A 21,150-nucleotide genomic window follows, 5' to 3' on the forward strand; every position below is an offset into this window, starting at 1 on the left:
ACCGCTGCCGGAGAGATCCCGAACAGGGGCGCCAGCTGCCGCATCGTGAGGTTGGTGCGGTAGTACATCGCCACCAGCAGGACCCGGTCCTCCAGGTCCAGTGCCCACGGCCGCCCCGGCCGGGAGGGTGCCAGGGCGCGTCCGCCCTTGATCCGTACCGCCTGCACCAGGCGGCGGAACTGGGCCGGACGTAGCCCGGTAAACACCTCGATGAACACAGTCCGTTGAGCGGAGAGCACCTGCACGACCAGCTCAACGCCAACCAACTCATCGAGTTACGAGACAGCCCTTAGCAGCATGAACAGCAGCCGATCCAGGCTCCGGCAGCCCAGCCGCGGGACCGTCACCGCGAGTTCGTGAAGAAGGGGGCGTCCGGGCCGCGAGCGGCGGTGCCGTCTCCGTCCTCACCCGTGAGGCAGTGAGGGCGATGGGCACCGACGCCTTCAGCGACGGCTCGTGACGCGGCCCGGGGGCCTGTGCCGAAAAGGAGGATGCCGCGCGCAGGGGTTCGGCGGAGCCGTCACCTTGGTCGCACTGTCGCCCTACGCCGGGAAAGCCCCCGCCGCCTGGAGGCATGAGACGTCCGACGGCGGGGTGAGGGAACGAACGCGGCGTCAGGGCGCCATCATCGATATCCCGAACGGCACGGACTGCGGGGTCGATTCGGTGCCGTCGGCTGCCACGGCGGTGACGACATAGTAGTAGTAGGCCCGCGCCAGACCGGGGTCCTTGTACGTCTGTGCGGTCACGCCCGTGGCGATGCGGTGTTCAGGGGTGAAGACGTCCGAGCTGGACGTGGACCGGTAGACGTCGTAGGAGACGGTGGCACCCTGGTCGCATGCTCCGGCCTCCCAGTTGAGCTGGGCGTAGTCCGCGCCCCTGCCGCCCCCGGTGATCCGGGGGGTGGCCGGTGCGGTCAGGACCGGGCAGACCACGGTGGCCTCGGCCATCGGCGAGAAGTCGGACCACTGACTGTGTGTGCTGACGGCGCGCACCACGTAGTACCAGGTCCTGCCGGCGGGGACGTCCTCGTTCGTGAACGTCGTCCCGGTGATGAGCGGTGAGACCGAGTAGGCCGTCGTCGGGTCCGTGCCGGTCGTGCGGTAGACGTAGTAGCCGGCTACATCGGTCGACGTGCTCGCGGTCCATTCCACCTTGACGTCGCCGTCGTCAGCCGTCGCGGTGACCGCGGCGGGCGCAGCCGGCTTCTCGTAGACGGGCAGGCGCTTGCCGTAGACGGTGCCGTAGCCGGGCTCGGGCAGGGGGGAGACGTTGCCGGCCGCGTCGACGGCGCGGACGGTGTAGCCGAACTGCACGTCGGCCGGGGTGCTGGTGTCGAGGAACTTGGCGTCCCGGACGACGGCGACCTGCTCCCACGCGCCGAACATCGGCTTGCGCATGACGAGGTAGTGGTCCGTGTCGTCGGTGTTGGGCGTCCAGACCAGGTGCACGCCGTCTGTGCCGTCCCAGGCGTCCAGGCCGTACGGCATGTGTGGCGGGGTGACGTCGCCGGTGCGGGTGGCCGAGGCCGTCGCTGACGGGTCCGACTCCGTGCCGAGAGCCGTGACCGTCCTGACCTGGTAGTGACGCACCTCTCCGACGGGCGCCGCGTAGTCGTCGTAGCCGGGGCCGGTGACCGGCGTCTTGGTCAGCCGGGTCCACGGACCGGAGGCCGACTCGGCGGCATAGACGTGGAACCGGTGGGACGCGTCGCCGTCGTACCGCCAGCCGACGGTGTTGCGGTCGGCCCAGCCGTTCGCGGAGATGGCCGTCGGCGGCAGCGGCTTCGCCTCGGTGGCGTCGAGCTGGATGGGCGCGGAGTACGCGGAGGCGTTGCCCGCGCTGTCCTTGGCCCGCACGCGGTAGTAGTAGGTCGTGCCCGTGGCGGCGGAGGGGTCGGTCAGGGCGGCGATCTGAGTGGCGGTGCCGACGGAGGCGAACGGCCCCGTAGGTGCGACGGCCCGCTGCACCCCGTAGGAGGTCGCTCCGCTCACCGGGGTCCAGGAGAGCCGGGCGCCGGCAGACGGGTCGTACATGGCCGTGAGCCCGGTGGGTACGGCTGGGGCCGTCCTGTCGGCGCTGACGGCGCTGGTGACCGCGGACAGCGCGGAGACGTTGCCGCAGCGGTCGACGGCGCGGACGGCGTACTCGTAGGTGGCGCCGGTGGCCGGGGGCGCGTCGGTGAGGGTGGTGCCGGTGATCAGGGTGGAGTTGCGCAGGCTCCAGTCGTGGGTGCCGGCGATGCGGCGGTAGACGCGGTAGCCGGCCAGGTCCATCTCGTAGTTGCGTGACCATGCCAGGCTCGTCTTCAGGGTGGCCAACGAGTAGCTGGCCTTCACACCGACCGGGGCCAAGGGGGCGGTCTTGTCGTATGTGGCGCTGACGACCGGCTTGTAGGAGAAGGAGATGTCGGCGGTGCCGGTGAAGGCGCCGAAGTCCACACGCAGGGTGTGGGTCCCGCGCGGAACGGTGAGGCGGACGGCCTTCCGCTGGGTTGAGCTGACGTTGCGCCACAGGTCGATCTTGCGGTCGCCGTCGAGGTAGACGCGGGCGCCGTCCTGGACGGCGACGCTCAGGTCGAAGGGGCCGCCGGAGCCGAAGTTGCGGGTGGTGGTCCAGCGAACGCCGAAGTAGTCGCTCGGCAAGGTCACGCCGGAGGGGTCGCCGTAGCCGTAGTTCTCGGCGATGGCGGTATCGCAGGCAGTGGCCTTCGGAGTGCCGGAGAGGGTGGTGTCGGCGTAGTACTGCGCCTTCCACACACCTGCCGAGCAGGTCACGGCCGCATGTGCGGTCGCGGGGAAAGCGAGCCCGGCCAGGGCTGTGGCCAAGGAGAGTACGACCGCACCACCTGTACGGCGCGCCGCGCCGAGGGATATTCGCATCTACGGATGCTCACATTTCCGATGGGGAGATGAGGACAAGGCGTGTATGCCGTCCCAATAGTGGCATCGAAAGATCACTTGCGATAGGCGATTTGGGGGCAGGCCGTCGCTTGCCGCGGCTACAACACCCGGCGGTCCTCACGCCGTTGAAACCATTCGGGTCCCCGGCCCGGATACGCAAGGCGGGCCGTCGGCGGCTGGTCACACTGCCGCGGCCGAAGGCACCGGGGATGGCCGAGCGGCGGGTCGAGGATGTCTTCGCCGCCCTGGACGAGCAGACCGCCGTCCTGGACGAGCAGACCGCGACTGTCCCGGAGACCGAGGCAGCCCACGCTGATCGTCCCGGGCCTGCATTCGCCGCCCTCGGCGACCCGGCCTCCCGGGCCCACTACGACAAGAAAATCGCCCAGGGCAAGCACCACACCCAGGCGGTGCTCTGCCTCGACAGGCATGGAGCCGACGCATAGGCGGGCACCCGCTCGAAGATCACAAACGCCGGGCCGGGATGGGTGAGTGCGGGTACGCCCGGGCGAGCGCGACGCGTCCGCCCTTCGGCTCTGGCCTCGGCACGTCAAGAGAGCCTCGACAGTCAGATTACGCATGACTCCCGGTCAAGAAAGCCGCCTCTGTCTGCCTATCCACCCGGATTGACGCAAGCATGCCTTTTATGCGGGGCGATGAGCCCCACAACCGCGAGTCGGAAAGGTGTACCAATGAAGCGCGTCTTAGCAAGCTCGTTCGCCACGCTGGCCCTGGTCGGGGCGGGCCTAGCGACCTCCGTGTCCTCTGTGTCGGCGGCTCCTCAAGCCCCGTCCGCACTGTCGTGCAGCAAGGTGTTCGACGACGGCAACACCGCAGGCATCAAGTGCACGGGCAGCACCTTCGTTGGTTGGGCCAAGTGTGCGAACGGACGCACCGCCCAGGGCGCAGCCGCGGCATCCGGCACCACCTCGTACGCGTACTGCACCACCTACAACTCACACCTGGCCTCGCCCCGCGTATGGGGCGGAACTGCCTGGTAACGGTTGAGTTACTGGGCTTCCAAGACTTCGAAGGCCGGCGGCACCGCCGGCCTTCGAAGTCTTGGAAGCCCAGTTCCTTCCGCGTCTGGCCCTTCGAACAGGAACCATGACGAGCCACCATCGATCGGCCGCCACCATCTAGCACATCCGCGCGAGGCCGATGGGGCCGCGGGCTGTGCCGTCCGGCCCAGGACGGGACGCCGACACCACCGAGTACTTCGACGACTCCGTCTACGAGTCGACGCGGTCATCCCCCCTGTCGGCAAACGATGGCGCCCCCAGGTGACCGATGCACCACCCACCGATGGCGACGCACCACCCACCGATGACTGGGTGATCGTGGAGGCACAGGTGCGTGACTACGGGTTCTCGACGGCTCAGCAGGACGAGGTCTGGAGACGGCGGCGTGAAGAGCAGTCGTTCAGCTTGATCGGGTCGGCACTCGGGGCGCCGATGCACCCCGTCGGTCGATCTCTGTGACAGAGCGGGGGCATCCGTCTCCCCCGCAGCGGCGCTCCGAGCGGCACCTGACCGGCAGCGAGCGCGAGGAGACGTCCCGCGGCATCGCGGCCGGGGAATCGGCTCGACGGTCGGCCAAGCGGCTGGGCCGATCTCCTCCGACCGTCTCGCGCGAGATCGCCCGCAACGGCGGCCGGAACCTCTACCGAGCGGCCTCCGCGGATCCGGCGGCCTACACGCGCCGGCGTCGGCCCGACCCGGCCGAGCGCACCCAACGGTCGGCTGCGCGCCCTGGTGGAGGCCAAGCTGGCTCTGTGCTGATCGCCTGAGCAGATCTTGGGACGGCTGCGACGGCAATCCCCTGCTGGCGCCACCGTGCAGATCTCGCACGTAGCGATCTGCCTCTCGCTCCACGACCCCCGACGGCGCCAGGTGATCGACCGCAGCTTCACCCAGCGGACAGGGTCAGACAGGCCCATGCGCCGCCCGAAGCTCGCCCACCGTCCCACCGGGCGGGACGTCATCCGCGGCGTGGTGTCCATCAGCAGCCGCCCCGCCGAGGCCGAGGACCGCATGGTCCCAGGCCACTGGGAAGGCGACCTCGCGCTGGGCACCCGGCGCTCGGCCGTGGCCCCGCTGGTCGAGCGCACCAGCCGCTACACGGCCGTCGCACGGAGCCCCACAGGGGGGAGATCAGGGGAGCAGTAGAGTGAGGGAGGAACGAGGGAGGAGTAGTGAGGACGCCGCGCGTACTGCCATCCTTGGATGAGGTCGACACCGGCGATCATGTCTGCCACCTGCTGGATCGTGGCGATGACGTCATCGACCGCAGCCGGGCTTTCGTCGCGGACGGCGCGTTGCACGGCGACAAGGTCGTGATCGTCGGCCCCGCCTCACGAGCGGAAAGCGAGTTCGCACCGCTCGTACTGGACCCTGCCCGGTTGCAGGGCTCCCTTCTCTCCGCGGTGCGTCGGGAGGCGGCCACGGCGGACCGGGAAGGGTTCCGCTCCCTTCGCGTGCTGCACCATGTCGTGCCCGGCCCTCGCGCGGAGCGGAACGGTGAGTGGCTGCGCAGCGAGCTCGACCTTGAGGAGTTCGCCGCCGACACCGGAGCCATGGTGGTCTGCGCGTACAGCGGTGCGGACTGGGACCTGCCGGCTCTGCAGCAGATCAGTTGTGTGCATCCGCATCATGTGGGCGGCCGTCCGGTCTCCCCCGCGTTCCGGGTGTACCGAACCGAGCGGGAAGGCTGGACGCTGACCGGGACCGTCGACAGCGACGGCGCGGTGGCCTTTCGCACCATCCTGTGCACCCTCCTCGCTCACACGCCGGCGGTGCGTCTGCTCTGCCAGAGCCTGGAGTTCTTCGACGCCGCCGGGATGAGTGCGCTGGCCGATGCCGCCAGGCACCTTCCGGACCGCAAGGTCATCCTGGAGGACACCAACGAGACCGTGCGGCTCGCCTGGAAGCTGTCCGGCTTCGCGATTCCCGATATTCCGGTGGTGATGGCGCCGTGACCCCCTCTTCCTCCGCTCCTCTCGAAGGCACCGGGTACCGGCACGAGCTGTATCCGTACTCAGGCAGCGATGAATTCGTCGCGGGCGCTTTGGGTTTTATCCAGGAAGCGCTCGACGGTGACGAGGCCGTCGTCGTGGCCGTACCGCAGGAGAAGGCGTCATTGCTGCGTGCGGAGATCCGTGAGAACGACACCGTGCGCTATGTCGACACCAGCCGGGTGGCGCGGCATCCGGGACGGCTGATCGCTGCCTGGCAAGCATGGATCAAGGAGCACGTCTCGGAGGGGCGGCCTGTCCGCGGGATCGGCGAAACCCCCTGGGACCAGGTCCGCAGTACCGCTGAGGCCGAGGAACTGCGCTACCACGAGTGGCTGCTCAACAGGGCGTTCGCCCAGGGCCCGGCCTGGTGGCTGCTGTGCCCCTATGACGTCGCACGGGACCAGGCCGCCCTGCCCCAGATGACACGCTGCCACTCCGAGATCCGCAGAAACGGCCGGACGGTGCCGAACGAGGACTACGACGCGCGAGCAGCGTATGCCTTCAGCGCCCTCACCGACCCCTGCAACCCGTACGACGAGTTCGTCTACACCAGCGGCGACCTGTCCGCCCTCCGAGAGAAGATCGCTGCCTGCGCCGAACAGCACGGCCTGTCCGGTCGGCGCCTACGCGAACTGCACCTGGCGGCGACGGAGGTGGCCACCAACAGCATCCGCCACGGCGGCGGACAGGGCGTGCTGCGCACCTGGAACGAGGAACAACGGCTTGTCTGCGAGTTCCGCGACACCGGCTACCTCGACGACCCACTGGCCGGCCGTACCATGCCGACCGCGAGGCAGGTGGGCGGACGCGGGCTGTGGCTCGTCCACCAGCTCTGCGATCTTGTCGAGATCCGGTCCACACCGGACGAAGGGACCACGATACGCCTGCACACCGAGGTGCCCGGCTGAGCTCGCCGGGGCCCGCGGTCTGCTCGCCGGCCCAGCGCGTAAGGCACGCGTGAGCGACGCCTCCCAGGGTAGGCGCAGGGGTACGGCCGGGTGGCGGCAAAGAGGAAGGCGCCAGTGTCAAGGGCATGAGCGATGGGAATGGGAGTCGGTTCTCGATGCTGAGGGTGCGTGTACAGCACGCGGACACGACGGTTGTCCAACTGCCGAACGAGGTCGACTACGACAACGCCTCCGACATCGGTACCTGGTGCGAAGACCTGATCAAGGACGGCTGCAGGACCCTCGTACTCGACGCCTCCGAAGTGCAGTACCTCGACTCCTCGGGGATCAGTCTGATCATCACGCTGTCCCGCACGCTCGACGACCATGCCGGCACCCTGCGTCTCGCCGCCCTCGGCGACCACTATCAGCAGGTGTGGCGCGTCCTCGGCCTCGACACGCTGCTCCCCGTCTTCCCGACCGTGCAGGCTGCGCTCGAAGGGCGCGTTGCAGGCGCCCGTGCTGATGACACGGAGGCGCTCGACCACGCCTGAAACCAAGATCCGGACAGACGGCATGTGACGAGCTACCACCCCCCGCTCGACTCCGCTACGAGCCGCCACCCCCGCTTCCATCTCGTCAGCGAGCCGCAAGCCGCCACCCCCGGCTCATCTCGTCTGCGAGCGGCCAGCTCCGAGCTGAGCGGTACCGGACGCCGGCATCGCACTCGGTGCGCCGTACTCCACCTTCTGGGGCCAAGGCGTACGCCTCGCGCAGGAGCCGCACCTACCCGCGCCGCCGCGGGCTGCGCAGCACCATCTCCGACAAGGTCCACCAGGTCCGCAACCGCCGGAAGCGAGGCACGCTCGGCGGTCGGTCACCGAGCTTCGACCCCGGCGACTACCGCGAGCGTCACGCGGTCGAGTGCGGCATTGACCGGCTCGAGAGGAACCGCTGCGTCGCCACGCCCTACGACAAGCTCGCGGTCCGCTACGAAGCGACTGTCTTGATCGTCGTTCTCGTGGAGTAACTCTGTTGTCCAGTCAGCGGAACATCGACCCGTTTGCAGCGGCGACCTCAGGCGGCCCCCAAGGGCCATCAGGTGGCCTAAAGCGGCCAACTCCCCATCCCCCCTACACGAGGGTGGTGATAGGCCCTTAGGGGGCCTCCAGAGGCGTACGGACTTTCCGACGTCACACTGGAGAGAAAGTGCGGTCGGCGAGTCACGCGAGGCGCCCACCCGGGCCGCTGACAGCTCCTCTCACGCCATCTCGCGCAGCCTCTGAGGTGCTCTGCCGGCGCCGGGGCACCCATGCCGTCAGCGCGCCGCAGAGGGTTTTCGCGGGCGCACTGGAGAGCCTCTGACCTGGGCAAACAGCGCTAGATTCGACGCCACCCCCTCCCCCTCTCCAAGGAGCGATCTTTGTCCGGCCCTGCGCAGAACACGGCTGCTCCCGCCACTGACAGCACCTCCGCGACGGCCCCCGGGCGTCCGCTGATCTTCCTGGTCCTGGCCGCGCTGACCGCGCTGCCGTCTTTGTCCTCCGACGTCTACCTGCCGGCCCTGCCGGACGTCGCCAGCACCTTCACCACCACCGCGGTCGTCGTCCAGCTCACCCTCACCTCCTGCCTGATCGGCATGGCGCTCGGCCAGCTCGCCGTCGGCCCCCTCTCCGACCGCCTCGGCCGTCGCCGCCCCCTGCTGGCGGGCATGACCCTCTACACCGCCGCCTCCGTCGCCTGTGCGCTGTCCCCCACCGCGGGCATGCTGGTGGGGCTGCGGTTCGTCCAGGGCGCCGCCGGTGCCGCCGGCATCGTGATCGCACGCGCGATCATCCGCGACCTCTACGAGGGCGTGAAAATCGCCCAGGTCTTCTCCACCTTGATGCTCATCTCCGGTGTCGCCCCGGTCGTCGCCCCGTTCTTCGGAGCGCAGCTTCTGCACATCACCGACTGGCGCGGCATCTTCGCCGCCCTCGCCGTCCTCGGCCTGGCGGTCGTCGCCGCCATCGCGCTCGGTCTGCCCGAAACCCTTCCCTCGGCCGCGCGCCGCGCCCGAGGCATGGGCCTGACACAGATGCGGAGCCTGCTCGCCGACCCTGTCTTCACCGGCTGCCTCGTAGCCGCCGGCGGCGCGTTCGCCGCCTTCTTCGCCTACCTCTCCGCATCCCCCTTCGTCCTGGAGAACCTCTACGACGCCAGCCCCCAGACCTACGCCCTGCTCTTCGGCCTCAACGCCGCCGGCATGGTCGCCACCGGCCAGCTCAACGGCCGCTACCTCATCCGCCGCTTCCCCGTCCACGCCATCGTCACCGCCGGACTCGGCCTGCTACTACTGGCGAGCCTTGTCATGCTCGCCCTCGCCACCGGCCTGGTCGGCCACCCCGGCCTCCCGGCCGTCTGCACGGTGCTGTTCGTCCTCGTCTCCAGCCTCGGCCTCCTCATCGGCAACGCCAACGCACTGGCCATGAACCGCACCGCCCACGCCGCCGGATCCGCCTCCGCCCTCCTGGGCTCCTCCGGCTTCCTCATCGGAGCCCTCGTCTCCCCTCTGGCCGGCCTCACCGGCAGCGCCGTCCCCGTGGCCCTCATCCAGACCCTCGCCGCGGCCGCGGCACTCACCTGCTTCGCTGCCCTCACCCGAGGTCACCTCAGCGCCCACGAGCCGAAGTAGTTCCACCCCAGCGACGCGGTGAATAACCTCATCCAAGGGCCCCGGCATGCGCCGGGGCCCTCGCCATCACACGACGTACGTTCGACAACGGCGCGACACGGCCTGTTCGCAACCCCCTGGGCGCCGCTGCCCCGCGCTGGGCCGGCCTATCAGGAGGAGGAGCGCGAAGATCCGGTACCGCCTGCCTACCACCGGCGAGATCGTCCCACCGTTCCAGATCGCTCCCGCCAAGACCGGCCAAGAGCGAGTCGTGCTCGTCAGCCCAGAACTGGCCGACGTCCCGGCAACCGTCATCCGACGTGTCCGCGACCCGCGACCCGCGAACCGGTGCCACCCCGCTCGTATCCGCCTACGACCATGAGGAACGCGTTTGGCATCCACCGTCCCCGCTGCAGTTGCAGTGGGACCGCGGCGGGGCAGGATCCCGCATGTCGGGCGAGTTCATCCGCGGCCCGCTGGGAGAGGTCCTCGCCTTCATCGGCCTCACCGACCCAACCGGCCGACCTCTGGCCTTCGCGCCACACGACTTCCGCCGCCTGTTCAGCACCGATGCCATCCGCTCCGGCCTCACGCCTCATATCGCGCAGGTCATCGCCGGCCACGCCGACATCAACACCCCGACGGGCTACAACGCGATCTACCCGGAAGAAACCATCGAAGCCCACCGCGCCTTCATCAGCCGCCGCGCCCTGCGCCCTGCGCCCTGCGCCCTGCGCCCTGCGCCCTGCGCCCTGCGCCCTGCAGAAGGAATACCGCACCCCTACCGATGCCGAATGAGAGGACTTCCGCGGTCACTTCGAGCGCGACAAGCTCTCCGTCAGCACCTGTGCCCGCGCCTACGGCACCGCGTGCGTCCCCGAGCACGCTTGCGTCCGCTGTTCTCTGCCTCGCCCCGACCCCACTCAGCGCGGTCGGCTGGTGAATATCAGGGGACAACCTCGTTTCCCGCATCGCCGAGGCGCAGTGTCGGCAGCACACGGAATGTGAACACGGGTGCCAGGGGGTGCCGTTCCCCTCGCCTCAGGTGTCGACCAGACCACCCTGCACCTGTCCGGGCGATTTCGTTCAGCACCTGATCAAGTCCAGTTGCACTTGTGGATCGCCACAAACAGGGCGTCCGTGGCGTACGTCCAGCTCACGTTCGGCCTGTCCGACTCCAGATCCCACGAATTGCCGGTGTTCCAGCTGCCGTCGGAGTCCTGGTGCGCGTACGCGGCGTGACACGCATACTGCTCACGCAGGGATTCCGCCTCGTCGGTCGTGTCCAGACGCAGCGGATTCGGCGTGTTCGTCCACACCTCCTGCCATCCCTGGACGGCCTTGTCGATACCACCCCGGAACCCGGCATCCGTCGGGAAGACCATCAGCACGAACTTGTCCGAATCCGTCGGCAGGTTCACTCGCACCCGCTTGACGAGGCTGCCCGGTGCCTCCACCTCGTAGCCGGTGCACTCCCCGCCGCAGCCCTCCGTCGCACCGCCTGGAATCCAGAACAGCGTCGCACCCGAGGCGAACTTCTGCGTCACCAGCCGGTACGTGTGGACCTGCCCGGTGTCGACATCCGTCCACGAGCCGGTACCGTCCGTCTCGTCGGACGCCGGGTAGCCGAACGCGCTGTTCTCCCAGCTGTACTCGCCCCACGTCGCGCCGATCTTCCCCCACACCGGGTGGGCACCGGTCGCCGCCGACCAGTACACGGTGCCGCCCTCGTACTCCTGGCGCACCCCTTTGCCGTCCGCGTTTTTCAGCTCGTCCGACTTCGGGTAACCGAGCGCGGACGTCTCCCAGCCCATCGCCTGCCACTTGTCGCGCACCGCCCCCCATACCGGGTGGGCGCCGGTCGCCGCCGACCAGTAGATCGAGCCGCCCTGGAAGTGGCTGTACCGGCCGCGCCCGTCGGGAGCGGTCATCTCGTCCGTCACCGGGCATTTCAGCGGCGAGGACACGTCGCCCATCGCGATGTACTTGTCGAGGATGGCGCCTGAAACGGTCTTCCCGCAGAAGTCGCGGTCGGCTGCGGCTGCCGGGGACGAAGTAAGGAAGGGGGCCGCCAGGCAGGCTGCCGCGAACAAGGCGAGTTTTCGCAGTGTTTTCACCCCGGCAAGGTACCGGGAGAAGAGGTGCGCAAGGAGAGGAAATTCGGCCGGGCTACATCGGAATTTCCCTTCCTCGCGTCTTCCTGGTGGATGTTCGCACCCTAAGGCGTTCACCCGGCCCCTGTCCGAGATCCGAGCACGCAGCGCGCCTGGTCCCGACCCTCACGGTCACCTTTCCCCAGGGGGATGACGGTCACGCCGGGCGACGTATCGGCCTTTGTTGTCAGCCGCCGGTCGGCTGCTCAGGGGCAGGGCATGCTCATGTAGAGGGCTAGTTCACTCGATGAGGGTGTGCCGTGGTAGAGCGTCGTGTCCAGGCCGCAGAAGGTGAATCCCATTCTCTGGTAGGCGTGGATCGCCGGGGCGTTGATGTTGGTGACTTCCAGCCAGATGTGCCCGGCACCGGACTCACGGGCGAACTTGACGGCGTGGCCGATCAAGGCGCGGCCGACGCCTTGGCCCCGATGTGCCGGGGCGATTTCGATGTCATCGATGGCCAGCCGTCGGTTCCATGAAGCGTAGGAGACAGTGGCGAAGCCTGCCAGACTGCCGTCGGTGCCGACGGCGACGAAGGTGCGGCTGTTCGGATCCCCCTCGTCCGCGAGGGCGTCGGCGTCGTCGGTGTTCTCGGCTGGGAAGACCTTGTGGATGGGCGGGTCCACCGGGATTTCCTGGAGGGAGAAACCGTTTTCGGTGACGGCCACGTGGAAGATGGTGTGCGTGGTGAAGGACCCGTCGAGTGCCTTGATGGCCTCGGTGTCCTCATGCCGGGCAGTGCGGAACTCGTATCCCATGTCGTCAACGGTCGTCATGGCATGAACTTATGACCGGTCCAATTGGCGAGGGTCGAGTTTTGGACGGCTTGCGACCCGACCTGCCGGGCAGGCCGCGGCGACCAGCGCACCTGCGACAGATCAATGCGCCAGCCCCTACTGAAGAGAATCGAGAGCTCACGGATTCCCCTCCACTGCTAGGAGGCCGGACGGAAAACGATCCCCCAAGCCGCGGAGCTTCTCGACCTCTCGGTGGTGAGCGGCAGCGGCGGGATCCTCCGGCACGTCCCGGAGGATCCCGCCGCCTCGACAAGTTGCTTGCGACTGGTTGGTCAGACGAGCGCCGGTGTGGGAGCGGGCAGGTAGGGGGTGATGTTGCGCCAGGCGCGCTCGATGTATTCCTCCTTCTCACCGACCGGGGCGACGTAGTGCAGCGCGCCTTCGGCGGCGTCGTTGCCCTCGAGGCGGGCGATGATCCAGGCGGCGAGGTAGTGCGAGGCCAGGCAGCCGCCGGCGGTGGCGATGTTGTCCTTGGCGTAGAAGGGCTGGTTGAGGACCTCGACGCCGGCGGCGACGACCCACGGCTTGGTGATGAGGTCGGTGCAGGCGGGGATGTCGTTAAGCAGGCCGAGCCTGGCCAGCACGAGCGCGCCGGAGCACTGCGCCGCGATGAGCTGGCGCGAGGGGTCCAGTCCCCGCAGGACGTTCATTATCGCCGGGTCTTCGGTGACCTCTCGGGTGGCGATGCCGCTGCCGACGATGACGGCGTCAGCGGCGCAGGCATCCTCAAGAGTGGACATCTGCTCGATGACCACGCCGTTCATCGACGTCACCTTCGGGCTGGGGGTCGCGATGGTGACCCGCCAGTCATCGGTCTTGATGCGGTTGAGCACACCGAGCGCGATCAGGGAGTCGAGCTCGTTGTAGCCCTCGAAGGTCAGGATGGCGATGTGCACGACGGCTGTCCTTTCCGGATGCGTGGGACTCGACGGTAGGAACCCGCGAGCAGGACAGTCAAAGAATTGTCATGGATACAATCCCGTGTATGGCAGCCTCGCGATACAAGACCCTGGTTGACGCCATGGCATCCGACATCCGGGCCGGGCGCCTCGCCCCGGGGGTGCGGCTGCCGACCCACCGCGGGCTCGCTGCCCGCGAGGGCATCGCCGTGGTGACCGCGACCCGGGTGTACGCCGAACTGGAGGCGATGGGCCTGGTGAGCCGCGAACAGGGCCGTGGCACGTTCGTGCGTGACCTCGCGGTCCCCGCCGGTCACGGCGTCGATCAGCAAGCCGTCGCCACAGACGCGGTCGACCTCAACTTCAACTACCCGTCCCTACCCGGCCAGGCCGATCTCCTGCGGCAGGCCATGCGCGAGGTGGCCGCCTCCGGTGATCTCGACTCGCTGCTGCGCTACCAACCACACAGTGGGCGTCCACAGGACAGAGCCTCCATCGCACGACACCTCAGACGCCGGGGAATCACCGCCGACGCGGATCGGATCCTCATCGCCAACGGTGCCCAGCACGGCCTGGCCATCACCGTCATGGCCACACTGAGCGCCGGCGACGTCGTTGCGGTCGACGCACTCACCTACCCGGGTTTCAAGGTGCTCGCGCACGCCTTCCATCTCGACCTGGAGCCCGTCCCCACCGCCGCCGACGGACCGGATCTCGATGCCCTGGAAAAACTGTGCGCGACCCGCCCGGTGCGCGCGATCTACACCATGCCCACCCTGCACAACCCTCTGGGCTGGGTGATGTCGGCAACCGACCGCACCCGCCTGATCGGGATCGCTCGAAAGTACGGTCCGCTCATCATCGAGGACGCCTCATACGCCTACCTGGTCGAGGACCCTCCCCCGCCTCTGGCGGCAACCGCGCCGGACATCACCGTCTACGTCTCGGGACTGTCCAAGAGCATCGCCACCGGTCTGCGGGTCGGCTTCGTCGTCGCCCCGCCGCCTGCGGTGCCCTCGCTCGAACGCGCCATCCGGGCGACCACCTGGAACACCCCCGCCCTCACCACCGCCATCGCCTGCCGCTGGCTCGACGACGGCACAGTGAACCGCCTGGAAGCGCAGAAACGAGACGATGCCAAGTCGCGCCAGGCGATCGTCAGGCAGGAGCTGACGGACCTCCCGCTCATCGGCCACCCCTCGTCCTACTTCACCTGGCTGCCACTGCCCGAGGACGCACGCGCGGACCGCCTGACCGCCACCCTCGCGCGCCGGCACATCTCGGTCACCACGGCGGAGCCGTTCACCACCTCGACGCACACACCACAGGCGATCCGCCTCGCTCTGGGCTCGACCGATCTGGACACTCTCCGGTCGGCGCTGCGCACGGTGCGCCGAGTCGCCGTCGAGGACGCCTGTGCCTGAGCGCGGGCTCCAGCCCTTCTGCCGATCGTTTGACGACAGGCGAACGACTGTCCGATGAACCCGTGCAATTCAAGGGCTGGCGGAGGTCGTTCTCGTCATGCGGGGCAAGGTCGCCGCCTTCCTGCACGCCACCGACCTGGAGGCCGCCAAGCGGTCCGTGCTCGACCAAGGCGTGGACGTAGGGCGCGGCCAGGGGCTTACACCCTGCGCGTCACTGCGCTGCCCTCGCTCCAACGCCAACTCCTCGACCGCTGCGAGACGCTCAACTTCACCTCGGCAATCCCGGCGCACCCGCCTTCTACCGTGACGTTGGCAGCGGCTACGCGTGGTGCCCAAAGGCCAGCGCTCACCGCTTGTGGCGCTGGCGAAGCGGGCCGCCGTGGCGTAACGCCGGGCGGTCAGGAGGCGCGCAGGGCCGCTCCGGCCGGGCCGATCGCGTCGGAGTTTGGGGCGGACCCGGTCGGCCGCCTCCTCCATGACCAGCCGGGCCTTCGCATGGGAGTTCGCTGAGTGCCGCCGGGCCTTCGTGTGTGGCAGTGGTCAGCTTTGGCGGCGCAAGTCCAGCATGTAGAAGACCTTGTCGTAGCGGTGTTCGCCGACGGCGACGAAGTCGGGGAGACGGCCGTATTCAGTGAAGCCCAGCGACCGGTAGAGATGCAGGGCATTGGTGTTGTCGCCACGGGCGTCCAGGGTGAGGACCTCGATACCCTGCTCCCGCGCGTCAGCGATCAGGGCGGCGGTCAGTCTCCGGCCGACGCCACGACCATGGGCAGCAGCCTCTACCGCGATCTTCTCCAGATCGGCGTGTGGCCGGTGGGTCGGCCGGGTGTAGCGCAGCCAGTACCCCAACCCGACAAGCCGACGGTCGAGGTAGGCAGCACGCAGGGCCGCGTCCCCGGCCTGCACCGCGGAGACGACGCGGCCGAGAAGCTCTGCCACGTCATCTCGCGAGGGTGGTTCGATCCAGCCCAGCGCGGCCCCTCCCCTGACGAGGTCCCCCAAGATCTGGTGGACCGACTCCGCGAACCGGGCCTCCAGTTCCGGATCGGATGTCAGCTGCTTGGCGTCAAGGATGACGGGCTCAGTGGTCGTACCGCTGGTCAGGGCCGGATTCATGACCGGCAGCCTAGCCAGCCCAAGGTCCAGCCGAGATTCCGCGCTCCCGCCAAGCCGTTATTGACCCACGTACCTAGTACTACAGCCGTAGATCGTGCTCTTCCTGCCTGAGCGGCTTGAAGTTGCTAGTGGCTGGTCTGGGATCGGGCCAGGGTGGCGGCGCCGCCAGGCGGACCGGCGAAGCCGGTGGACAGTGTCAGAGACGGTCCGGTTGACGATGTGATGAACAGCCGTTGGATCTCGTCACAGGTGAGCGGTATCAGCTCGTCGGGCGAGTGATGATCCTCGTGTTCGTTCGCGCGGAGGACAGCGAGGAAGGCGTGCGCGAGCATGGCCAAGGTGACCAGCGGGGCCAGGACGGCTAGCGGCGGACCTGGTGCTCGTCCAGGGCAGCCAGGCCCTTACCGGACTGGAAAAACTCCTCACTCCGCCACCTTGATCCAGCGACGCGTACCAGGGTGGTCAGCGGCGATGGGGCAGGCGAGTAGCAGCGGTAGCAGGCACGTTCGCCGGTGCTGCGGCTGCGGCGGATCAGCAGCTGCCGGCTCCCGGGCTGGGGATTGGTGAGGTCGACCACCAGCGCCGCCTCGCCGTCGTGCATATGCTCCGTTACGAAGTCACCCACCTCGTCACGGACCGGGTCGGCATCCCACTTCGCCCTCCCGAGCAGGTGCTGCATGCCGTCCGGGGGCCTGTCCCCAGCCAACTCGGCGATGGTCCAGCAGTTCCTGCGCCGCAGGTCCGACAACAGGCCGAGTACCGACTTCCAGGCCCGGCGTCGGGATTCGACCCGTGTGAAGCGCGTCCCGCTATCCGGCTCATCAGGCCCGCGAACGCCTCCTGCCAGCAAGCAGGGTCTACTCTGTGACCTGTGGCCACCGCGTGATCGTTTACCTTCACACACCGATGACCAACGGTGGCCGCACCCGTCTCCACACCGCGTCAGGTCGCGCAGCGTCCGCCTGCCGTCCTGTGTATCGGAGGGCTTGTGCAACGTGGCGAAGTCTGGTGGGTCCAGTTCGACGAGCGAAGGTTGGTCGTACTGCTGTCAGGAGACGACGCGTCCGGGTTCCAGGTGATGCAGGTCGTCGCTCCGGCGGGCTTCGACATCAGCGATCTGGGCATCGAAGTGACGGTCGGCGCCGGTGAAGGGCTGCCGCTCGAAGGCGTGCTGCGGCTCGCGTTCCCGCGTCCAGGTTTCACCCCGTGCACGTGGCTGACCACCGTGTCCCGGGACGACCTGATAGAGCGGGCGGCCGTCCTGTCCTCCAGGAAACTCGGCGAGATCGACGCTGCCCTCCGACTCGCTGAGGAAGCACAGGAGCCGACCCCGGCAACGACCGCGAAGCTCAGCGAGATAAGGGACGCCCTCCGTCGCGGTGAACTCGGGTAGACAGAGAAGGAGTCGACGCCCGCGACGGCATAGGCGATCTCGGGCGAGATGATTCACGCTGGACACCTGCCGCCTCGACGCCCCGCACCATCGAGATCACGATCTACGGCCGGAACACTGGGCCATGAACGCAAAGTGGCGGTGCCGTTGGTTCGTTCGTGGTGCGTCGTCATGAGCTGACGGATGACTCGTGGGCGGCGATCGAGCCGTTGCCGGCTCCGTCGCGGATGGACCGTCCGGTGCCGGACCGTCGCCAGGGGGTGAGCGGCATCCTGTGGCAGTTGTCCGCCGGGGCGGCCTGGCGGGATCCGCCCGAGCGCCACGGGCCGTGGAAGACGGTCTTTGAACGCTTCCGCCGCTGGTCGGCCGACGGCGCCGGCTCCTGGCCCACGTCGTGCCGCACTCCGATGCCGTCGGTGCGGTCGGTGCGGTCGGTGCGGTCGACTGGTCGCCATGGTCAACCTCGCCTGCGTACGACCCTGGCTGCGCTGACTTTGCGGACACGCCCCAGGGACTTTGTGTCCACGCTCGCGCTGCTCGTCGTACTGCTCTGGATCGGCTCCGGTGTGGCGGTCGTCGTCGGTCTCGCCACCGCGCCTTCCGCCGCCCGCGGCAAGGGCCCGGTCCTGGTCTCCCTCATCGCCGCCACCCTCCTGGTCGCTCTTCGCGCCTGGGTCACTCAGGCCGGCGCGCAGTCTGGTGCAGTCGGCCCTGGCGGCCCCACGGTCCTGACCGTACGGACGGCGCGTTGCCCTGTCGTGGTCGGGCCCGTGGTCGGTGCACGAACTGCCGGAGACGAAGAAGAGGGCGGCCGCGCGGAAACAGCCGTCGTGCTGTGATCTCAGAAGCCGGGGAAGCCGATGTCGGGCTCGCCCCGTGCTACCGAAGGAATGGCGCTCGCGTCCGGCGCCTTGCCAGGAAGAGAACCCGCAACGGCCCATTACGACCTCGCCGCACAGTTGAGGCGTCAATTACGCTCGGTATGCACAAGTGGACACCGCAGATGTCGCTCGTTACGGTCGAAGGACAGACACCGCGCGTGCAGGAGTAGTCAGGTCCGCACGTAAGGAAATCGGCGCCGCAAGCCGGAATCCACCGGCTCTCATGGTGCTCAGTACATCACGCGTAATACCGCTCTGGACACCTCGCACACGGGATGCGTCATGGCCAGAGGCGAGATTCCCTGTGCGCGTCCCCTCACGGAAGCAGAGGATAACCATGCACGCGAAACGATGCATCGTGGTCCTGGCGAGCCCTCTCGCCGCAGCGGCACTTCTGTGCTCACCGTCGCTGATGACGCAGGCAGCAGCCGCCACCATCCATGGCCCGGCGGCATCCGCCCCGCAGGTCCCCGCCTCCAAGAGCCCTGGCGCGCAGGGTGCGCTGGACGGGGAAAAGGCTGGGAAGAAGGACGGCAGTCACTGCAACTGGGGGAAGTCCGACAATCCTGAAGCGAAGAAGAGTAAATACAAGCAGAAGGACTACCAGAAGTACGACATCGCCTACGAAGCGGCGTATCAAAAAGCCTACGAGAAGTTCGACAACAGCTGCGACGAGGACGAGTAGCGTTGATCTCCCGAAGGTGGGGCTGAACGCAGCAGGATGGTGCCCCGGCCACGTGCCAGCCACGCGGCCGGGGCACCGTTGAAGTCGTCGCGTCGCGAGGCGACCCAGGGGGCGACCAGTTCGCGCAGGCGTGCGCGCCCCGTCCGGGCCGTCCATGTTCAGGGCGTCTGCGAGTCGGAACTCTCAGCGGTCCGATCACGTGCGGGGCTCTCCCATGCTCACCCCTTGGCGGTACTCAGCAGCAGAACGACAGCACCGGAACGCTCGGTGGGACGGTCCGGTGTGACCTGGATGCCGCCGGACGCCATGCTGAGCGCTCCCGTGCCCGGGCCCGAGCTGCTACGGCCGGGCCGGGTGGGAGAGCCCAAGTGAAGTGATTCTCCCGCCGCATGAAGGTGTGTCATCCGAGTGACATCGCGGCATCTCACCGCACCCCCTCCGACGCGCTCTCCGAGGGAGTGACTACAGAAGCGGCTCCTCGGCCGAACCAGTCGGTGACGGCCCTTGGCTGGTCCGGGTGGTGATCGGGGTGGGCAGGCAGGTCGGCGTGTATTTCGAAGAACAGTCGGACGAACGGGGCCCGTTCGGGCGCACTCAGCCACGTCCAGATCTCGCGCAGCCGCTCCTGGACAGTGGTGCCGCTCGGCGGAAGGCCGTGCCGAAGGCGCTCGGCGCCGCGTCGGCGGGCCTCGGCGAGAACTGCGGCAACCAGCTCTTGCTTGCTGCCGAAGTCGTAGAGCAGCATCCGCGGGCTGGTACCCGGTGCAACCGCCAGCGGACGAAGACTCAATCCGGCTAGTCCCTCCGCGAGGACGTAGTCAGTGGCCTGCGCCAGAACGCGGTCACGCCGGGCGGGATCGGAAGGTCGTCCCACAGTGCACCGTCTTCCCGTGCGTAGCTGTGCAAGTACATGAAACAGGCTTTTCATTAATGGACGGAGAGCCGTGGTCGACGCGGAGGCAGAGATGGCCGTCGACGCCCAGAGTATGGATGGTGCCTTGCGAGCCGGCCCCAACACCGACCTGGCGGGTGACGCCCGCACGGTGGTGGTGGTCGACCCGCTCGCCCACCGCCACCCACATCCAACGGCCGACGGTGCCCACGTTGCATGACCTGTACGGGTGTCTCAGAGCCAAGGTGTCTCAGACAGTGCACCTCCGTGGACGAGACGCGTTCGCCTTCGATGGTCCGGAGCGCCTAGGAAGCCGACAGGGCCGTGCGGCCGTCGCCACGGCGCAGCTAACCTGCGCGAATGAAGTGGATTCAGCGAGCGGCCGGCGCGGTCGTCGGCTCAGCGGTGGGCGACGCCTTGGGCGCCCCTTTCGAGTTTGGCCCTCCAGGAGCGTTCTCCGCGCGGTTTCCCGCGCCCGGTGCCGGTGGCGAGATGTGCGGAGGCGGTGGCTGGGACCCCGGCGAGGCCACTGACGACACGCAGATGGCCGTCCTGGTCGCGGAGTCCCTGCTGGAACGGAGCGGGCTGGATCTGCCGGACATCTTCGCCCGCTTCCAGCGGTGGGCGGCATCAGAGCCGAAGGACATCGGCTTGCAGACCGAGGACGCCCTGACCAACGGCGCGCCCTGGGACCTCGCCGCCGCGATTCATTTCCAGGTCAACCAACGAGCAGCGGGGAACGGTTCCTTGATGCGGGCATCTACCTCTGCGGTTTACTTCGCACCCGCCGGCCAGGAAGCCACCGTGGATGCGGCCCACCGCATCGCCGCCCTCACCCACGGCGACCGCGCGGCCTGGGAGGGCACCGCGATCTTCCACGAACTCATCCGCCTCACGTTCGAGGACACCGACCCCCTCGCTGCGCTTCCGGACATCCTGGCCCTTGTCCACCCCGACCACCGCGGGCGCTACGCCACCGTCCTCGCGCCCGACTGGCACCCCGATCAGGCAACCGAGTTCAACGGCGCGGTCTGGCCCTGCCTGGGCTCAGCCGTCTGGGCCCTGCGCACCACCACCAGCTTCGAAGACGCGATACGCGCGGCGATCGACCTCGGCGGTGACACGGACACAGTCGCCGCGGTGACCGGAGGCCTCGCGGGGGCGTACTACGGGCTGGATGCGATCCCCGAGCGGTGGACCCGACCGCTCCATGTCCCCCTCCCGGGCTTCGACGGGCGGGTGCTGTACCTGGCAGACCTGCTCCAGCTTGCACACCGCCTCGGAGGCTGAACCGCGTGCTGCTCCGCACTCTCCACGAACTCCGGCCTCAGCCGCGGTCACCAGACCAGTCGCTCCGCAAGGAGGACGACTCCATCTGCCCGACATCGAATCCGAGCACCGGATGACCATGGGCACCGTCCCAGGGCAGCAGCCCCGGCTGACCATGGGCA

The 21,150-nt window shown here is 68.4% G+C and carries 19 protein-coding genes and 3 pseudogenes; 14 read left to right on the forward strand and 8 right to left on the reverse strand.

The window, feature by feature from the left end; all coding sequences use genetic code 11:
- A partial coding sequence (locus GT045_RS11500) for a transposase family protein (protein ID WP_345942585.1) occupies positions 1 to 245 on the reverse strand: 245 nt, incomplete at its 3' end.
- A 369-nt stretch (positions 246 to 614) separates the two neighbouring features.
- Entirely contained in the window at positions 615 to 2,777 is a 2,163-nt protein-coding gene (locus GT045_RS11505) for a PA14 domain-containing protein (protein ID WP_161333818.1), read from the reverse strand.
- A 218-nt stretch (positions 2,778 to 2,995) separates the two neighbouring features.
- Here GT045_RS11505 and GT045_RS11510 point away from each other — a divergent pair.
- The 8 genes and pseudogenes from GT045_RS11510 to GT045_RS11540 all read left to right on the forward strand — a co-directional run.
- Positions 2,996 to 3,349: pseudogene (locus GT045_RS11510) on the forward strand (hypothetical protein); the annotation flags it as partial.
- Positions 3,350 to 4,380: 1,031 nt separating this feature from the next.
- Positions 4,381 to 4,692 (forward strand): helix-turn-helix domain-containing protein, encoded by a 312-nt coding sequence (locus tag GT045_RS39605; RefSeq protein WP_345942584.1) that lies wholly within the window; start codon positions 4,381 to 4,383, stop codon positions 4,690 to 4,692.
- 148 nt (positions 4,693 to 4,840) lie between these two features.
- On the forward strand, positions 4,841 to 5,071 hold the full coding sequence (locus GT045_RS39610; RefSeq protein ID WP_237538461.1) for a hypothetical protein: 231 nt from the start codon (positions 4,841 to 4,843) through the stop codon (positions 5,069 to 5,071).
- A gap of 53 nt (positions 5,072 to 5,124) precedes the next feature.
- Positions 5,125 to 5,880, forward strand: coding sequence for an MEDS domain-containing protein (locus tag GT045_RS11520; protein WP_237538460.1), 756 nt, complete (start codon positions 5,125 to 5,127; stop codon positions 5,878 to 5,880).
- Positions 5,877 to 6,827 carry a sensor histidine kinase gene (locus tag GT045_RS11525; protein WP_345942583.1) on the forward strand — a complete coding sequence of 317 codons (951 nt, stop codon included), beginning with the start codon at positions 5,877 to 5,879 and terminating at the stop codon, positions 6,825 to 6,827. The genes GT045_RS11520 and GT045_RS11525 overlap by 4 nt, the downstream gene beginning before the upstream one ends.
- Before the next feature lie 125 nt (positions 6,828 to 6,952).
- Positions 6,953 to 7,360 (forward strand): STAS domain-containing protein, encoded by a 408-nt coding sequence (locus GT045_RS11530; protein ID WP_237538459.1) that lies wholly within the window; start codon positions 6,953 to 6,955, stop codon positions 7,358 to 7,360.
- A 176-nt stretch (positions 7,361 to 7,536) separates the two neighbouring features.
- The gene (locus GT045_RS11535; RefSeq protein ID WP_237538458.1) at positions 7,537 to 7,836 is read left to right on the forward strand and encodes a hypothetical protein; all 300 of its coding nucleotides are present in this window, start codon (positions 7,537 to 7,539) and stop codon (positions 7,834 to 7,836) included.
- Between the two features lie 393 nt (positions 7,837 to 8,229).
- Positions 8,230 to 9,480, forward strand: a complete 1,251-nt coding sequence (locus GT045_RS11540; protein ID WP_161333816.1) for a multidrug effflux MFS transporter — start codon at positions 8,230 to 8,232, stop codon at positions 9,478 to 9,480.
- A 1,076-nt stretch (positions 9,481 to 10,556) separates the two neighbouring features.
- On the opposite strand, the gene GT045_RS11545 is transcribed toward GT045_RS11540, so the two are convergent.
- The 3 genes from GT045_RS11545 to GT045_RS11555 form a co-directional block, all read right to left on the reverse strand.
- A complete protein-coding gene (locus tag GT045_RS11545; RefSeq protein WP_161333815.1) occupies positions 10,557 to 11,576 on the reverse strand; it encodes a DUF2599 domain-containing protein in 1,020 nt (339 codons plus the stop codon).
- 242 nt (positions 11,577 to 11,818) lie between these two features.
- A complete protein-coding gene (locus GT045_RS11550) occupies positions 11,819 to 12,388 on the reverse strand; it encodes a GNAT family N-acetyltransferase (protein ID WP_161333814.1) in 570 nt (189 codons plus the stop codon).
- Positions 12,389 to 12,681: 293 nt separating this feature from the next.
- Entirely contained in the window at positions 12,682 to 13,305 is a 624-nt protein-coding gene (locus tag GT045_RS11555; RefSeq protein ID WP_161333813.1) for a DJ-1/PfpI family protein, read from the reverse strand.
- 89 nt (positions 13,306 to 13,394) lie between these two features.
- Between GT045_RS11555 and GT045_RS11560 the strand changes: the two genes are divergently transcribed.
- Entirely contained in the window at positions 13,395 to 14,732 is a 1,338-nt protein-coding gene (locus tag GT045_RS11560) for a PLP-dependent aminotransferase family protein (protein WP_161333812.1), read from the forward strand.
- Between the two features lie 540 nt (positions 14,733 to 15,272).
- Here GT045_RS11560 and GT045_RS11565 read toward each other — a convergent pair.
- Both GT045_RS11565 and GT045_RS11570 read right to left on the reverse strand, forming a co-directional pair.
- Positions 15,273 to 15,848 carry an N-acetyltransferase gene (locus GT045_RS11565; RefSeq protein ID WP_161334096.1) on the reverse strand — a complete coding sequence of 192 codons (576 nt, stop codon included), beginning with the start codon at positions 15,846 to 15,848 and terminating at the stop codon, positions 15,273 to 15,275.
- A 125-nt stretch (positions 15,849 to 15,973) separates the two neighbouring features.
- Positions 15,974 to 16,670 (reverse strand): annotated as a pseudogene (locus tag GT045_RS11570) (transposase).
- Positions 16,671 to 16,836: 166 nt separating this feature from the next.
- Here GT045_RS11570 and GT045_RS11575 point away from each other — a divergent pair.
- The 4 genes and pseudogenes from GT045_RS11575 (at position 16,837) to GT045_RS11585 (ending at position 18,807) form a co-directional block, all read left to right on the forward strand.
- On the forward strand, positions 16,837 to 17,241 hold the full coding sequence (locus tag GT045_RS11575; protein ID WP_161334097.1) for a type II toxin-antitoxin system PemK/MazF family toxin: 405 nt from the start codon (positions 16,837 to 16,839) through the stop codon (positions 17,239 to 17,241).
- A gap of 200 nt (positions 17,242 to 17,441) precedes the next feature.
- Positions 17,442 to 17,603: pseudogene (locus GT045_RS11580) on the forward strand (transposase); the annotation flags it as partial.
- 156 nt (positions 17,604 to 17,759) lie between these two features.
- Complete coding sequence (locus GT045_RS38855) at positions 17,760 to 18,080, forward strand: hypothetical protein (RefSeq protein ID WP_202527830.1); 321 nt, start codon at positions 17,760 to 17,762, stop codon at positions 18,078 to 18,080.
- A 379-nt stretch (positions 18,081 to 18,459) separates the two neighbouring features.
- The gene (locus GT045_RS11585) at positions 18,460 to 18,807 is read left to right on the forward strand and encodes a hypothetical protein (protein WP_161334098.1); all 348 of its coding nucleotides are present in this window, start codon (positions 18,460 to 18,462) and stop codon (positions 18,805 to 18,807) included.
- Between the two features lie 424 nt (positions 18,808 to 19,231).
- Here the strand turns inward: GT045_RS11585 and GT045_RS38860 are convergent, their stop codons facing one another.
- Complete coding sequence (locus GT045_RS38860; RefSeq protein WP_202527820.1) at positions 19,232 to 19,552, reverse strand: hypothetical protein; 321 nt, start codon at positions 19,550 to 19,552, stop codon at positions 19,232 to 19,234.
- 507 nt (positions 19,553 to 20,059) lie between these two features.
- Here GT045_RS38860 and GT045_RS11595 point away from each other — a divergent pair.
- On the forward strand, positions 20,060 to 20,989 hold the full coding sequence (locus GT045_RS11595; protein WP_161334099.1) for an ADP-ribosylglycohydrolase family protein: 930 nt from the start codon (positions 20,060 to 20,062) through the stop codon (positions 20,987 to 20,989).
- The last annotated feature ends 161 nt before the right edge of the window (positions 20,990 to 21,150 follow it).

This window comes from Streptomyces sp. SID486, from assembly GCF_009865385.1.
Taxonomy (GTDB): domain Bacteria; phylum Actinomycetota; class Actinomycetes; order Streptomycetales; family Streptomycetaceae; genus Streptomyces.

Bases quoted from the DNA above. Each gene is read 5' to 3' on its own strand.
- GT045_RS11565 (WP_161334096.1), bottom strand. From the start codon at position 15,848: ATGAATCCGGCCCTGACCAGCGGTACGACCACTGAGCCCGTCATCCTT.
- GT045_RS11585 (WP_161334098.1), top strand. From the start codon at position 18,460: ATGCACGCGAAACGATGCATCGTGGTCCTGGCGAGCCCTCTCGCCGCA.
- GT045_RS39610 (WP_237538461.1), top strand. From the start codon at position 4,841: ATGCGCCGCCCGAAGCTCGCCCACCGTCCCACCGGGCGGGACGTCATC.
- GT045_RS11560 (WP_161333812.1), top strand. From the start codon at position 13,395: ATGGCAGCCTCGCGATACAAGACCCTGGTTGACGCCATGGCATCCGAC.
- GT045_RS11530 (WP_237538459.1), top strand. From the start codon at position 6,953: ATGAGCGATGGGAATGGGAGTCGGTTCTCGATGCTGAGGGTGCGTGTA.
- GT045_RS11595 (WP_161334099.1), top strand. From the start codon at position 20,060: ATGAAGTGGATTCAGCGAGCGGCCGGCGCGGTCGTCGGCTCAGCGGTG.
- GT045_RS38860 (WP_202527820.1), bottom strand. From the start codon at position 19,552: ATGCTGCTCTACGACTTCGGCAGCAAGCAAGAGCTGGTTGCCGCAGTT.
- GT045_RS11550 (WP_161333814.1), bottom strand. From the start codon at position 12,388: ATGACGACCGTTGACGACATGGGATACGAGTTCCGCACTGCCCGGCAT.